The sequence below is a fragment of the Brevundimonas sp. genome, from assembly GCF_029945885.1.
Classification (GTDB): Bacteria; Pseudomonadota; Alphaproteobacteria; order Caulobacterales; family Caulobacteraceae; genus Brevundimonas.
Genome location: NZ_JAQSDK010000037.1, coordinates 298,347 through 311,426, shown reverse-complemented (window position 1 = coordinate 311,426; position 13,080 = coordinate 298,347). Strand labels below are relative to the sequence as shown.

8 protein-coding genes are annotated in these 13,080 nt (G+C 69.0%); 5 read left to right on the top strand and 3 right to left on the bottom strand.

Going from position 1 to position 13,080, the window contains the following annotated elements; genetic code table 11:
* Positions 1–33: 33 nt before the first annotated feature.
* The gene (locus PSV00_RS14450) at positions 34–603 is read right to left on the bottom strand and encodes a hypothetical protein (RefSeq protein WP_300448560.1); all 570 of its coding nucleotides are present in this window, start codon (positions 601–603) and stop codon (positions 34–36) included.
* Positions 604–794: 191 nt separating this feature from the next.
* Here PSV00_RS14450 and PSV00_RS14445 point away from each other — a divergent pair, with 191 nt between their 5' ends.
* The 3 genes from PSV00_RS14445 to PSV00_RS14435 all read left to right on the top strand — a co-directional run bounded on the left by PSV00_RS14445 (position 795) and on the right by PSV00_RS14435 (position 5,592).
* Entirely contained in the window at positions 795–2,297 is a 1,503-nt protein-coding gene (locus PSV00_RS14445; RefSeq protein ID WP_300448558.1) for an aldehyde dehydrogenase family protein, read from the top strand.
* A 107-nt stretch (positions 2,298–2,404) separates the two neighbouring features.
* Positions 2,405–4,534, top strand: coding sequence for a TonB-dependent receptor (locus PSV00_RS14440; protein ID WP_300448556.1), 2,130 nt, complete (start codon positions 2,405–2,407; stop codon positions 4,532–4,534).
* A gap of 2 nt (positions 4,535–4,536) precedes the next feature.
* Positions 4,537–5,592: a PepSY-associated TM helix domain-containing protein gene (locus PSV00_RS14435; protein ID WP_300448554.1), complete on the top strand. Its 1,056-nt coding sequence runs from the start codon at positions 4,537–4,539 to the stop codon at positions 5,590–5,592.
* Here the strand turns inward: PSV00_RS14435 and PSV00_RS14430 are convergent.
* The gene (locus PSV00_RS14430; protein WP_300448553.1) at positions 5,589–7,415 is read right to left on the bottom strand and encodes a von Willebrand factor type A domain-containing protein; all 1,827 of its coding nucleotides are present in this window, start codon (positions 7,413–7,415) and stop codon (positions 5,589–5,591) included. The two genes, PSV00_RS14435 and PSV00_RS14430, sit on opposite strands and share 4 nt — an antisense overlap.
* Before the next feature lie 138 nt (positions 7,416–7,553).
* Here PSV00_RS14430 and PSV00_RS14425 point away from each other — a divergent pair, with 138 nt between their 5' ends.
* Positions 7,554–9,383, top strand: coding sequence for a monovalent cation:proton antiporter-2 (CPA2) family protein (locus tag PSV00_RS14425; protein WP_300448551.1), 1,830 nt, complete (start codon positions 7,554–7,556; stop codon positions 9,381–9,383).
* A gap of 63 nt (positions 9,384–9,446) precedes the next feature.
* On the opposite strand, the gene PSV00_RS14420 is transcribed toward PSV00_RS14425, so the two are convergent.
* On the bottom strand, positions 9,447–10,046 hold the full coding sequence (locus PSV00_RS14420; protein WP_300448549.1) for a DUF4168 domain-containing protein: 600 nt from the start codon (positions 10,044–10,046) through the stop codon (positions 9,447–9,449).
* Between the two features lie 354 nt (positions 10,047–10,400).
* On the opposite strand from PSV00_RS14420, the gene PSV00_RS14415 reads away from it, so the two are divergent.
* Positions 10,401–13,049: a TonB-dependent receptor plug domain-containing protein gene (locus PSV00_RS14415; RefSeq protein ID WP_300448547.1), complete on the top strand. Its 2,649-nt coding sequence runs from the start codon at positions 10,401–10,403 to the stop codon at positions 13,047–13,049.
* Positions 13,050–13,080 lie beyond the last annotated feature (31 nt).

Here is a 13,080-nt window from a genome sequence, read left to right as displayed (position 1 = left end):
CGCGGATTCGTGTCGAGCCTTGGTTAACGCCGGTCAGGCCGCCTGGGACGCCATTACCGGGTTTGCCTGTGGGGAGATCAGGGTGTCGGTGACCGATTTGAGCAGGGTGCGAGCCTCCTGGGCCAGTCGCCGGGTCTCGGGCGGTGCATCCTCGGGCGTCTCGTCGACAGCGGCGACCAGCTGTTCGGCCAGGGCCAGCAGGGCCGGAGCCGCGGCGATCAGGCGGGCCTGGTACTCGATCCTTGACGGATCACGATCGTATTCGGCCCCGGGCACGCGCCAGCCGCCCCAGTCGGCGGCGTCGGTGACCACAACCGGATAGGTGCCGGGATAGGGGTGGTGAAGACATTCGTCGGCCTGCTGCCACTTGTTGCGTGCGCGCAACAGCCGCCACCGATCGGTCGTCTGCACCGCAGCGGCGTCATCGACCGGCAGCATCAGTTCGTGACCGAGGAATTCGCGCCCGAGCCCGACGTCATAGGTGACGCGAACCGGCTCCTCGAACCCCTTGGCCCAGACGGGCTGAACCTTTTCGATCTGCGCCCATGCGCCGACACATTCGACCCAGACCTTCTGGCCCTTCTGGAATTGTGCGCGTGCCATGATGTCTCCCTGTCCTAGCGTCCCACTATCCGCGGTGGCGGTGAACAGGGGGTTCCGGCGCGTGGTGAAGGCCGGGTAAACGCCCGCGTCCCCTGTCCGCAGTCGCGACCGCGCACCCCTGTCCGGCCGGTTCCGCTTTCGTCCGCGGGCCGCGAGCGTTAAGCGGGGCGGCTCAAGGACGGAGAATTCTGATGACCACCACCGCCAATGCCGCGAAAACCATCCTGACCCGTCTGGGCGTCGCGCCCGCGGTCTGGGACGGCACCCTGGCGGTGCGCTCGCCGATCGACGGGCTCATGGCCGGTGCCGTGGTCGAGGCGGACAAGGTCGCGATCGAGGCGACCCTTGTGCGCGCCGGTCAGGCCTTCGACGCCTGGAAGCGGGTGCCGGCCCCGCGTCGCGGCGAACTGGTCCGGCTGCTGGGCGAGGAGCTGCGGGCCGCCAAGGACGACCTCGGGATGCTGGTGACGCTCGAGGCCGGCAAGGTCGTGTCCGAGGGCCTGGGCGAGGTCCAGGAGATGATCGACATCTGCGAATTCGCGGTCGGCCTGTCGCGTCAGCTGTACGGCCTGACCATGCCTTCGGAACGGCCCGGCCATCACATGCGCGAGACCTGGCAGCCGCTGGGGCCGGTGGCCATCGTCACCGCCTTCAACTTTCCGGTGGCGGTCTGGGCCTGGAATGCGGCCCTGGCCCTGGTGTGCGGTGATCCGGTGATCTGGAAGCCGTCGGAGAAGACGCCGCTGACGGCCCTGGGGGTGCAGGCCGTATTCGCACGCGCCGTGGCCCGGTTCGGCGATGCGCCCGAGGGTCTGGCCCAGCTGCTGATCGGTGGCCGCGATACCGGTGAGGCCCTGGCCCGGGACCCGCGGGTCGCGCTCGTGTCTGCCACCGGCTCGACCCGGATGGGCAAGGCCGTGGCCCAGGCCGTGGCCGGACGGCTGGGTCGGTCATTGCTTGAACTGGGCGGCAACAATGCGATGATCCTGACGGCCAGCGCCGATCTGGAACTGGCCGTTCGGGCGATCGCCTTCTCGGCCGTCGGCACGGCCGGCCAGCGCTGCACCTCCCTGCGACGGCTGCTGGTGCATGAAGATGTGGCCGAGGCCCTGATGACCCGTCTGGCCAAGGCCTATCAGACCCTGCCGGTCGGCGACCCGCGCGACGACGGCGTGCTGGTCGGCCCGCTGATCGACGAGGATGCGGTGCAGGGCTTTGAATCGGCCCTGGCCCAGGCGGTGGCCCAGGGTGGCGAGGTCGTGGCCGGCGGCAGCCGCGTCGAGCGTGACGGCTTCTATGTGCGTCCGGCCATTGTCCGTATGCCCGCGCAGACGGAGATTGTTCGCCACGAGACCTTTGCCCCGATCCTCTATGTGATGACCTGGCGCACGTTCGACGACGCCGTGGCCATGCAGAATGACGTGCCCCAGGGCCTGTCCAGCTGCGTCTTCACCGACAGTGTGCGTGAGGCCGAGCAATTCCTGTCGGCCTGGGGGTCGGACTGCGGCATCGCCAACGTCAACATCGGCCCGTCGGGGGCCGAGATCGGCGGGGCCTTCGGCGGCGAGAAGGAGACGGGCGGCGGTCGCGAGAGCGGATCGGACGCCTGGAAGGCCTATATGCGCCGCCAGACCCAGACGGTGAATTTCTCCAGCGAACTGCCTCTGGCCCAGGGGGTCAAATTCGAGGTCTGACGCCGGCGCGGTCGATCGACCGTATTGCGAATGAGAATGCGATTGACTCGCAATACCGGGTCTGCTGAAAACGGGGTCTTGTTTTACCGACAGATCGCGGATCCCCGATGTTCATACGTTTTGCCTGCGCCACCAGCGCCCTCGCCCTGTGTTCCGTTGCCTCCGGGCCTGCCCTGGCCCAGTCGGCCCAGCAGGCGACCACGATCGACGACGTCGTCGTCACCGCCGCGCGCACCGCCCTGCCGCGCTCGGCCATGCCCAGCACGCTCGAGGTCATCGACGAGGCGCAGATCGCCCAGCAGGCGGCGCTTGGATCCTCCGCGGTCGAGACCGTCGCGACCCTGATCCCGTCCTTCTCTCCGACGCGCCAGAAGCTGTCCGGTGCCGGCGAGACCCTGCGCGGTCGTTCGCCGCTGTTCCTCGTCGACGGCGTGCCGCAGTCGACCCCGTTGCGCGACGACAGCCGCGACGGCTTCACCATCGACCCCTTCTTCATCGACCGGGTCGAGGTGATCTTCGGGTCCAACGCCATCCAGGGGGTCGGGGCAACCGGCGGCGTGGTCAACTATGTCACCACCGCCCCGCCCGTCGAAGGGGCCGGTCCCGGCGGCCGGTTTCAGGCCCTGACCAGCTTTGATGACAGTACGTTCGGCGACAGCGTCGGCGGCAAGCTGGCCGGGATCGTCGGCCAGGATTTCGGCCGCTTCGACCTGACCGTTGGCGCGGCGCGGGAGTACCGCGGGGCCTATTATGACGGGGGCGATCGCCGGGTGGGCGTCGACGGTGCCCAGGGCGACCTGCAGGACAGCGTCAGCTGGTCGCTGTTCGGCAAGGCCGGCTTCGACCTGGGCGCAGACCGCCGTATCGCGCTGATGGTCAACCATTTCGAGCTCGAGGGTGACGGCGACTATGTGGGGGTCGCGGGTAATCGCGGCACGGGCCTGCCGACCACCTCGGCGCGCGGTAACGCCCCCGGGATCCAGCCGTCGAATGACGTCACCTCGGCCGCCCTCAGCTACACGGACACCAACGTCCTCGGCGGCACGCTGCGGGCCCAGCTGTTCGCCCACGACTATTCGGGCGTGTTTGGCGGCGGCACCTTCGGAACCTTCCAGGACACGGCGATCGCACCGGCCGGCACCCTGTTCGACCAGTCGGCCAACAATTCCGAGAAGCTGGGCTTCAAGCTGGACTGGCAGGGCGACATCGCCCCGGTGCCGGGCCTGAGCGCCCTCGTCGGGGCTGACGCCCTGCGCGACACCACATGGCAGGGCCTGGTCCTGACCGGCCGCGACTGGGTGCCCGAGACCCGTTACGAAAGCCTCGCCCCCTTCGTCCAGCTGAACCAGCGACTGCTGGGCGGCCGGCTGAACCTGTCCGGTGGCCTGCGCTACGAAACCGTCACCCTGTTCGTCGACGACTTCCGGACCCTGGCCTCCTACGGTGGACAGCAGGTCGGCGGCGGCGAGCCCGGCTTCAACGAGCTGCTGTCCAATGTCGGTGCCACCTTCGAGGTCGTCCCGGGACTGAAGGCCTATGGCTCTTTCGCCCAGGGCTTCAGCATGGCCGATGTCGGTCGGGTCCTGCGCGGCATCGACATCCCGGGCCAGGACGTCGACACCTTCCTCGATATCTCGCCGGTCATCACCGACAATTACGAGATCGGCCTGGAGTTCAGCCGGGGGGATCTTCAGGCCTCGATTGCGGCCTTCCGTTCCGAAACCGCCAAGGGGGCCCGACTGGTGCTGGTCGGCGGAGTCTATGAGGTGGCCCGCGAAGCCACCGGGATCGAGGGCGTCGAGATCAGCGCCCGCTACACCCTGAGCGACACCCTCCGTCTCGGCGGCGGATACGCCCACCTCGACGGCCGCAGCGATACGAACGGCGACGGCAAGGTCGATCAGGATCTCGACGGGGCCAATATCTCGCCCGATCGTCTGATCCTGTGGGCCGAGAGCGACCTGACCGACACCCTGTCCCTGCGGTTGCAGGCGGGACGGTATTTCGAGCGCACCTTCGACGGCCAACCGGCCGAAAACGATTTCGAGGGTTATGATCTCGTCGACCTCATCGCCGTCTGGCGGGCCGGCTTCGGCGACATCAGCCTCGGCGTCCAGAACCTGCTGGACGCGGACTATATCTCGTACAATTCCGACACCACGCGTCCGACCGACAACGCGGCCTATTTCGCCGGACGGGGGCGGACCGTAACCCTCGGCCTGACGCGGCGGTTCTGACCATGATCGGGGTGCTGCGGACGATCCATGCGTGGGCGGGGGCGATCCTGTCTCTGCTGCTCGTGGTCCTGGGCCTGACCGGCACCCTGCTGGTGTTCGAGGACGACTGGCTGCGGCTGACCGTGCCCGAGGCCCGGGCCCAGGTCCTGCCCCGGGCCGCTGCACTGGGGGGCGTGGCCGAGCGACTGGAGGCCGAACACGGTGACCTTCGTACGGTCAATTTCGCCGGTTCCGGTGTCGGCATTCAGCGCCTGTATATGCACGATCACCGCTATGGCTATGCGGATGAGTCAGGACGCACCCTCGTCGCCTGGCGCGGGGCAGCGCGACCTGAAGCCTTTGTTTTCGATCTCCATCATCAGCTTATGGCGGGCGAGACCGGTGAACGGATCGGCGGCATCGCCGCCCTTGCGGCCGTGCTGCTGGTGCTGACCGGGCTGGTGGTCTGGGCTCCGGGCTGGCGGGCCACCCGGCTGCGGATCTGGCCGCGATCCGGGCGGCGCGGGGACATGGTGTCCAGCCATCGAAACCTCGGCCTGATCACGGCCCTGCCGGTCCTGCTGTTCTGCCTGACCGGTGCCGGTCTGGTCTTTCATGATCAGGCCCGTGCCCTGTTGGCTCCCGGCGCACCGCCTGCGCCCGCGTCCCCCCCCGTCGGCAGTGGCGACATCGACTGGCCGGTCGCCCTGGCCGCCGCCCAGGAACGGTTTCCGACCGCCACCCTGCGCATGGCCGGCTGGCCTTCGGCCCCGGGCAAGCCCGTCTCCATCCGTCTGAAACAGCGCGGCGAATGGCACCCGAACGGCCGGACCACCGTCCTGATCGATCCGGCGACCAGCCGGGTGGTCCAGGTGATCGACGCCCAGCGGCTTCCGTCCGGCCTGCGCGCGACCAACGCCCTGTATCCCATCCACGCCGCCTCCGTCGGTGGCTGGCCGTATCGTATCCTGACCGCCCTCAGCGGCCTGGCGCTGGCCCTGCTGGGCGGGGTCGGGACCTGGTCCTTCCTGGTCAAGCCGCGCCGCAAACGCCGCGCGGCCCGGATGTCCGCGACCTAGGGCCGGTTGCGTTCCGGCAGGGTTTCCGCCGCCCGCACCAGGCGGACGAACTCGGCGCGCTCGCCATAGGGGTCGTCACCGCGCGCGCCCAGTGCCTGTTGCAGAACGGCGTCCCAACCGTAGTCGGGACTCATCCACGGATCCCCGCGCAGCCTCTGGCCGAAGGCGGCGACCGCCAGGGCCCAGCGGGTGCTTTCCGGCGGCTGGGCACTGACCCGGCCGCTGGCGTCGGCATTGGAAATGACGCGCTGGATCAGTCGCGAATCCGTGGCCCCCGGTAATTTGTAGCGGACCTGGACGAAGCCGACCTCGCCGTCCGGGTCGCCGCCGCCGGTGCCGATCCGGTTCTGGTCATAGCGACGGTCGGGGATCTGGCCGGGGCCGCCGACCGGGGTGATCTCGTACAGGGCGGTGACCGCCGCGCCCGAGCCAACCTCGCCGGCGTCGACGCGGTCGTTGGCGAAATCCGCCTCGTTCAGCAGGCGGGTCTCATAGCCGATCAGCCGGTATTCACTGACCCGGGCGGGATTGAACTCGACCTGGATCTTCACGTCGTCGGCGATGGGGAAGGCCCCCTGGTCGAAGCGCGGACCGAACAGGCGGCGCGCCTCGTTGAGGTCGTCGACATAGGCGGCGGTGCCGTTGCCCGCCTGGGCGATGGCCTGCATCCGGGCGTCCTGATAGTTACCGCGTCCGAAGCCATAGACCGACAGATAGATGCCGTCGGCGCGCCGGTCGGCGACATAGTCTTCCAGCCGTTTGTCGTCGGTGACCCCGACGTTGAAGTCGCCGTCGGTGAACATCAGGATGCGGTTGACCCGGTCTTCGGCGAAACCGGCCCGGGCCTGGTCATAGGCATTGGTCATGCCGGTGGCCCCGGCGGTCCCGCCCGAGGCGTACAGGCTGGCCACGGCGCAGCGCAGCTTCAGCTTCCGGTCGCCCGGCGTTGGGGCCAGGGTCGTGCCCGCCCCCTCGGCGTAATAGGTGACGGCGACCGAGTCCTGCGGGCGCAGCCGGTCGATGACCAGGTTCATCGCCTTCTGGGCCAGGGTCAATTTGTCGGGGCTGCCCATCGAGCCGGACACGTCGACCAGGAAGGTCAGGTTCAGCGGACGGCGTCCGGCCTCGGGCAACTCATAACCCTGCAGGCCGATGTGAACGATCTGGCGACCGGGCGACCAGGGCGAGGCGACCACGGATGTGTTGATCGCGAACGGCGTCGTCGCCGAGGCCGGGCGGGCGTAGCCATAGTCGAAATAGTTGACCAGTTCCTCGACCCGGATGGCGTCACGCGGTGGGGCCACACCGTCGTCGATGAAGCGACGGACATTGGCATAGGCGGCGGTGTCGACATCGATCGAGAAGGTCGAGACGGGTGCATCGGCGACCCGACGCACCGGACTGGGCGTGGCGTCGGGATAGCGTTCGGTGTCCGGCGTTCGGCCGGGCGGGGTGCGGGCGGGCAGGGCGGGGGACGGGGCCGTCAGTCCCACTGCCGACGTTGACGTCGATCCGCTGACGATCCGCTGTGCGCTGACGACAACCTCATCGGCGGTGGCACCGATGACGGGCGGCGGGGGTGGCGGCGGCGGCGGCGGCGGCGCGCTCGGCAGTCCCGACGTCCCGGGCCGGGCAAGCGGCTGGCTTCTTGCTGTGGACGGCAGGGTGAAGCCGAAGGCCGCACAGGCTGCCGGGGAGACGACACCGTCGGCGGCCTTGTCCGGGTCGAACGCCGGGGCCTGGGCGGCGGCAGGCAGGCCGGGGACGGCGAGGCCGAGGCTGAGCGCAAGGGCAAGGGCCGGCTTGGTCGGGCGGACGGTCATCGGGGGTTCCTCCAGCGTTCGGGTCCATGAAACCGTGCTCGATCGGGCAAAACTGTGGCGATCGGCCGGGCGTTGACGCCAGCGGACTGGCAGATCGATGCGGGTGGCCCCACTATTGGACCCAGCGGGGAAGACACGATGCACGAAACAACAGGCATGGGACTGGGCCACGCCGTGGCCTTGCTGGCCGCCATGGTCGTGGCGGCCACCCTGTTCCGGCGCCTTGGGCTGGGGGCCGTGCTGGGCTATCTGGCCGCCGGCGTCCTGATCGGCCCGTCGGTGCTGGGCGTGGTGCGCGAGCCCGAGGCCGTGCTGCATGTCGCCGAGTTCGGTGTGGTGATGTTCCTGTTCATCATCGGCCTCGAGATGCGGCCGGCGCGGCTGTGGAACATGCGACGCGAAATCTTCGGCACCGGCGCGGTGCAGGTCGCACTGTGCGCCCTGCTGCTGACCGGGGTGGCGATGGCCGCGGGCCTGGCCTGGTACGCGGCCCTGATCGCCGGCTTCGGCTTCGCCCTGTCCTCGACCGCGATCGTCATGCAGCTGCTCGAGGAGCGCGGCGAGAATGCCGATCCGGCCGGGCAGCGGGTGGTCTCGGTCCTGTTGTTCGAGGACCTCGCCATCGTGCCCCTGCTGGCCCTCGTCGCGGTGCTGGCGGGAACCTATGGATCGGCGGTCGAGAGTGGCCATCCGATCTGGATCACCGTCGCCCTCGCCGTTGGCGCGGTGGCGCTGGTGATCGTGGCCGGGCGCTGGGTGGTCAATCCCTTCTTTCGCCTGCTGGCGCGCTACGGTGGCCGCGAGGTCATGACCATGGGGGCACTGTTCGTGGTGCTGGGGGCGGCCTACGCCATGTCGCTGGGCGGGCTGTCGATGGCCATGGGGGCCTTCCTCGCCGGGGTGCTGCTGTCGGAATCGACGTTCCGGCACCAGCTGGAGGCCGATGTCGAGCCGTTCCGGGGGCTGCTGCTGGGCCTGTTCTTCCTCAGTGTGGGCATGTCGCTGGACCTGGGCGTGGTCCTCGCCGACTGGCCGCTGGTGCTGGGCGGGCTGCTGGCCTTCATGGGGGCCAAGGTGATCGCCGTCTATGCGGTGGCGCGGATCCGTTCGGGCCATGGCGAGGGCCTGTTGCGCGCCGCCCTGATGGGCGAGGGCGGCGAGTTCGCCTTCGTCCTCTATGCCGCGGCCCTGGCCGCCGGACTGTTCGATCCGCGCACAGCTTCGATCCTGTCTGCCGTGGTCATCCTGTCGATGGCGGTGACACCGCTGCGGGTGCTGATCGCCGACCGGCTTCGGCCGCGCGACCGGGTCTCGACCGACGGGATCGACCACGCCCAGGATCTGCGCGAGCGGGTGCTGATCATCGGCTTCGGTCGCTTCGCCCAGGTCGTGTCCCAGCCGCTGCTGGCCCGGGACGTGGATGTGTCGATCATCGAGGTCGATGTCGAGATGATCCGCGCCGCGGGGAATTTCGGGTTCAAGGTCTTCTATGGCGACGGCGCGCGGCTGGACGTGCTGCGGGCGTCGGGGGCCGGTGAGGCCGAGACCATCCTGGTCTGTGTCGACAAGCCCGAGGTGGCCGACCGGATCGTCGAACTGGTCAAGGCCGAGTTCCCGCTGACCAAGCTGTTCGTGCGCGCCTATGACCGCGGTCACTCACTGCGGCTGATCGAGGCCAAGGTCGACTATCATATCCGCGAAACCTTCGAATCCGCCCTGACCTTCGGTGAGCAGGTGCTGATCGATCTGGGCTTTTCGGATGCCGAGGCGCGCGAGACCATCGATGACGTCCGTCACCGGGATCAGGAACGGCTGATCCTGCAGGTCTCGGGCGGGTTGCAGGCGGGCCGGGCCCTGATGCGGGGCAATATGTCCACGCCGCAGCCGGCCCCATACGTCACGCCCCGGCGTGAGGGCCAGTTGCTGAACGAGGCCCCGCCCGCAGAGTCTGGCCCCCCGGTCGACTGAGGCCGGACAGACGAAAGGGCGGCCTCGCGCAAGGCCGCCCTCCCGGTCGTCATGCCGTCGGGCTTATTGCGAGCCGTCGGCCCGGGCGTTGATCAGGGCGATGCGGGCCTGAAGACTGCCGTCCTGGGAGACCGCCGTCGAAATGGCGTTGAAACGCTCGATGTCGAGGCCGGAGTTCTGGACCGCCGCAGCCATTTCGGCCTGCTGTTCGGCGGTGGCGGTTCCACCCTCGATCCCGGCGGCGACCGTCTGGACCACGCCCATGGCAGCGGCGAACTGGCCCAGTTCCTGATCGCTGACGCCGGCCGCCACCGAACCCGGGGCGGGAGCGGGGGCGGTCACCACGGCGATGCGGGCGCGCAGGGCCGGATCCTGGGACACGGCGGTGGCGATGGTGTTGAAGCGATCAATGGCCAGGCCGGACCCCTGCACGGAGGCCGCCATCGACGCCTGTTGTTCGGCGGTGGGCGTTCCCTCGACGGCGGCGGCGACGGTCTGGACCTCGGCCATGGCCGCCGCGAAGGCGCGCAATTCGGCGTCGCTGATGGCGTCGCTGGCGTCCTGGGTCACGGCGGCGGTAGCCGTGAAGGCAGGGGCGGCGACCGATTGACCGGCAGCGGCGAGGGCGACGAAGGAGACGGCGACGAGAAGGGTGTTACGCATGGGAATCCTGACTGTTATTCACGGACCGGGGGGGCTGTCATCCGGCATGCCGAACGACGTTTCCGTCGGTCTTTTGTAGAATGTGATTTGAATACAAAGGGTAGTGGGGAGGCCCCTAGGGTAGCGGCAGGTCGCGCCCGGTGCAAATCAGGCGGAAGGTGGGCCGCGCCCGGCAAGAAAAACGCCACGATATCGGGTCACTAGGCCGGATTGCGCAGGGGCGGCCTTCTTGCCGCCTTCGATGCATCGGGCTCAGATTGCTGCGACGGAATGGGCCGGTCACCGCGTTTCAAACCAGACCCGGGCGCAGCTGCAAGCGACGCCGGACGCCCCCTCAACGGAAGACCCGCTGCGATGATCCTTTCCTCCCTGCTGATGTACGGTGTCGCCGCCGGTGCCCTGGCCGACGCGACTGCCGTCCAGGATCCGGTGGCGGCTCCGCAGAGCCCGCCCGCCGTGGCGGCTCCGGTCGATCCGGAAGCCTATGACCTGGGTGAGATCGTCATCAGCGGCGGGCAGCCGCGCGGGTCCGTCCTCGGCGACATCAAGCCGGAGCTGGTGCTGGATGCGCGCGATATCCGCGCCTATGGGGCCAACAACATCACCGACCTGCTGGCGGCCCTGGCCCCGCAGACCGGCAGCGCCCAGGGGCGGGGCGGCGGTCGACCGGTCGTCCTGCTGAACGGTCACCGGATCTCCGGCTTCCGCGAAATCCGCAGCATACCGACCGAGGCCATCGAACGGGTCGAGATCCTGCCGGAAGAGGTGGCGTTGACCTACGGCTACCGCGCCGACCAGCGGGTCGTGAATTTCGTGCTGCGCGAACGGTTCCGCGCCCTGACCACCGAGGCGGGGGTGACCGCCGCCACCGCCGGCGACCGGACCACGGGCCAGATCGCCAGCAACGCCCTGCGTATCCGCGGCGACGAGCGCTGGACCCTGGACGCCCAGTACCAGCATGCCACGCCGCTGTACGAGAGCGACCGCGACATCGAGCCGAACACCGATGACCAGCCGTTCCGCACCCTGCTGGCGCGTTCGGACTCCGGCTCGGTCAACGGGGCGGTGACGCGGGCCTTCGGCGACGTGATGGCCACGGTCAATGCGACGGTGGAGGCGAGCGACAGCCGCAGCTATCTGGGCCTGCCGACGGCGACCTTCACCCTGGCGGCAACCAATCCGTATTCGACGTCCGCCAGCGACGTCAGCCTGGATCGCTTCATCGATACCCTCGGGGCCAAGGCGCGGGATTCCGACAGTCTGTCGGGCCATCTGGGCGGATCGGCCAACGGCGACCTGGGCGACTGGCGCTGGACCGTGACCGGCAATCTCGACCAGACCCGCAGTGAGACCGTTACCCAGCGCGGCCTGGACGCCACGGCCGTGCAGACCCGGATTACGGCCGGAGACCCGGGCCTCGACCCCTATGGCCCGCTGGCCGCCAGTGATCTGGTCCGGTTGCCGGATGACCGGTCCCGGTCGACCTCGCGCACCGTCGACGGTGAGGCGGTGTTCAACGGAACCCTGTATGAAGCGCCCGCCGGCGCGCTGAGCGCCACCTTCAAGGGCGGGTTTGAGAGCGTCTGGCTGGACTCGCGCAGCGAACGCTCCGGCGTCGTCCAGACCGGCGAGATCTCGCGCCAGACCGGCAGTCTGCAGACCAGTCTGAACCTGCCGATCGCCAGCCGTCGCAACGCGGTGCTGGCGGCGCTGGGCGACCTGTCGGCCAATCTGAACCTGCAATATGAGGACCTGTCCGACTTCGGTGGCCTGACCACGATCGGCTACGGCCTGACCTGGTCGCCGGTCGAGCCGGTGCGATTCATCGTCAGCTATACCGACGAGGACGGGGCTCCGACGGTGCAGCAGCTGAATGATCCGACCATCTTCACCCCGGGCGTCGCCACCTATGACTATGCCACCGGCCAGACCGTCGACGTGACCCGGGTGACCGGCGGCAACAGTGCCCTGACCGCCGACAATCGCCGGGTGTTCAAGCTGGGCGTGAACTGGCAGCCGATCGAGGACACCGACCTGCGGATCTCGGCCGACTATGTCCGCAGCAACACCCGCGACCAGGTTGCGGCCTTTCCGGCGCTGACGCCGGACATCGAGGCGGCCTTCCCCGATCGCTTCACCCGGGATCCCGTCACCGATCAACTGACGGAAATCGATGCCCGGGCCGTCAATTTCGCCCGCGCCGATCGTCAGGAAATCCGCTGGGGCTTCAACTATTCGCGGCCGATCCGCGACACCAGTCCGCGGCCGGAAATCTCGCCCGAGCTGCGCGCCCGCTTTGAGGCCGAACGGGACCGCCGGATCGCCGCGCGCGCCCGCGAGGAGGGACGTAGTCCTGCGTCTCCGGCCGGTGTCCCGCCGGCACCGTCGGGAGCCGCGCCGGGTCCGGACGGTGGACCGCCTCCCGGCGACTCCGGTCCGCGCGGCCCGGGCGAGGGCGGCGGGTTCCGTGGTCCCGGTGGCCCCGGGGGCGGAGGCGGTCGTGGCGGCTTCGGGGCCCGCGAGGGGCGGCTGCAGCTGGCCGTCTATCATACGTGGCGGTTCCAGGATGAGATCCTGATCCGTGATGGCCTGCCAGTGCTCGACCTGCTGGACGGCGCGGCCGTGGGCACGCGCGGCGGTCAGCCCCGGCACGAGGTCGAGCTGCAGGCCGGCTATTCGCTGAACGGTCTCGGCGCGCGGGTGAATGCCAACTGGAAGGCCGCCACCGACGTCAACGGCACCCTGACGTCCGGCGACCTCCACTATTCGGACCAGGCGACCGTCGGTCTGAAATTCTTCGCCGACCTGACGGCCCGTCCGGAATTGATCAGCCGCTTCTTCTGGCTGCGCGGCTCGCGGATCAGCCTCGACATCGACAATGTCTTCGACAGCCGTCTGCAGGTTCGGGACTCACTCGGCAATACGCCGGCTGGCTATCAGCCGGACTATCTCGACCCGACCGGGCGGACGATCAAGCTGAGCTTCCGCAAGCTGCTGTTCTAGGGCGTCGCCACAGGACGGCGAAATTCCCCGA

What these genes read in the sequence shown, in the direction of transcription:
- PSV00_RS14450 (WP_300448560.1), bottom strand. Translation starts at nt 603, where the DNA reads ATGGCACGCGCACAATTCCAGAAGGGCCAGAAGGTCTGGGTCGAATGT.
- PSV00_RS14445 (WP_300448558.1), top strand. Translation starts at nt 795, where the DNA reads ATGACCACCACCGCCAATGCCGCGAAAACCATCCTGACCCGTCTGGGC.
- PSV00_RS14440 (WP_300448556.1), top strand. Translation starts at nt 2,405, where the DNA reads ATGTTCATACGTTTTGCCTGCGCCACCAGCGCCCTCGCCCTGTGTTCC.
- PSV00_RS14435 (WP_300448554.1), top strand. Translation starts at nt 4,537, where the DNA reads ATGATCGGGGTGCTGCGGACGATCCATGCGTGGGCGGGGGCGATCCTG.
- PSV00_RS14430 (WP_300448553.1), bottom strand. Translation starts at nt 7,415, where the DNA reads ATGACCGTCCGCCCGACCAAGCCGGCCCTTGCCCTTGCGCTCAGCCTC.
- PSV00_RS14425 (WP_300448551.1), top strand. Translation starts at nt 7,554, where the DNA reads ATGCACGAAACAACAGGCATGGGACTGGGCCACGCCGTGGCCTTGCTG.
- PSV00_RS14420 (WP_300448549.1), bottom strand. Translation starts at nt 10,046, where the DNA reads ATGCGTAACACCCTTCTCGTCGCCGTCTCCTTCGTCGCCCTCGCCGCT.
- PSV00_RS14415 (WP_300448547.1), top strand. Translation starts at nt 10,401, where the DNA reads ATGATCCTTTCCTCCCTGCTGATGTACGGTGTCGCCGCCGGTGCCCTG.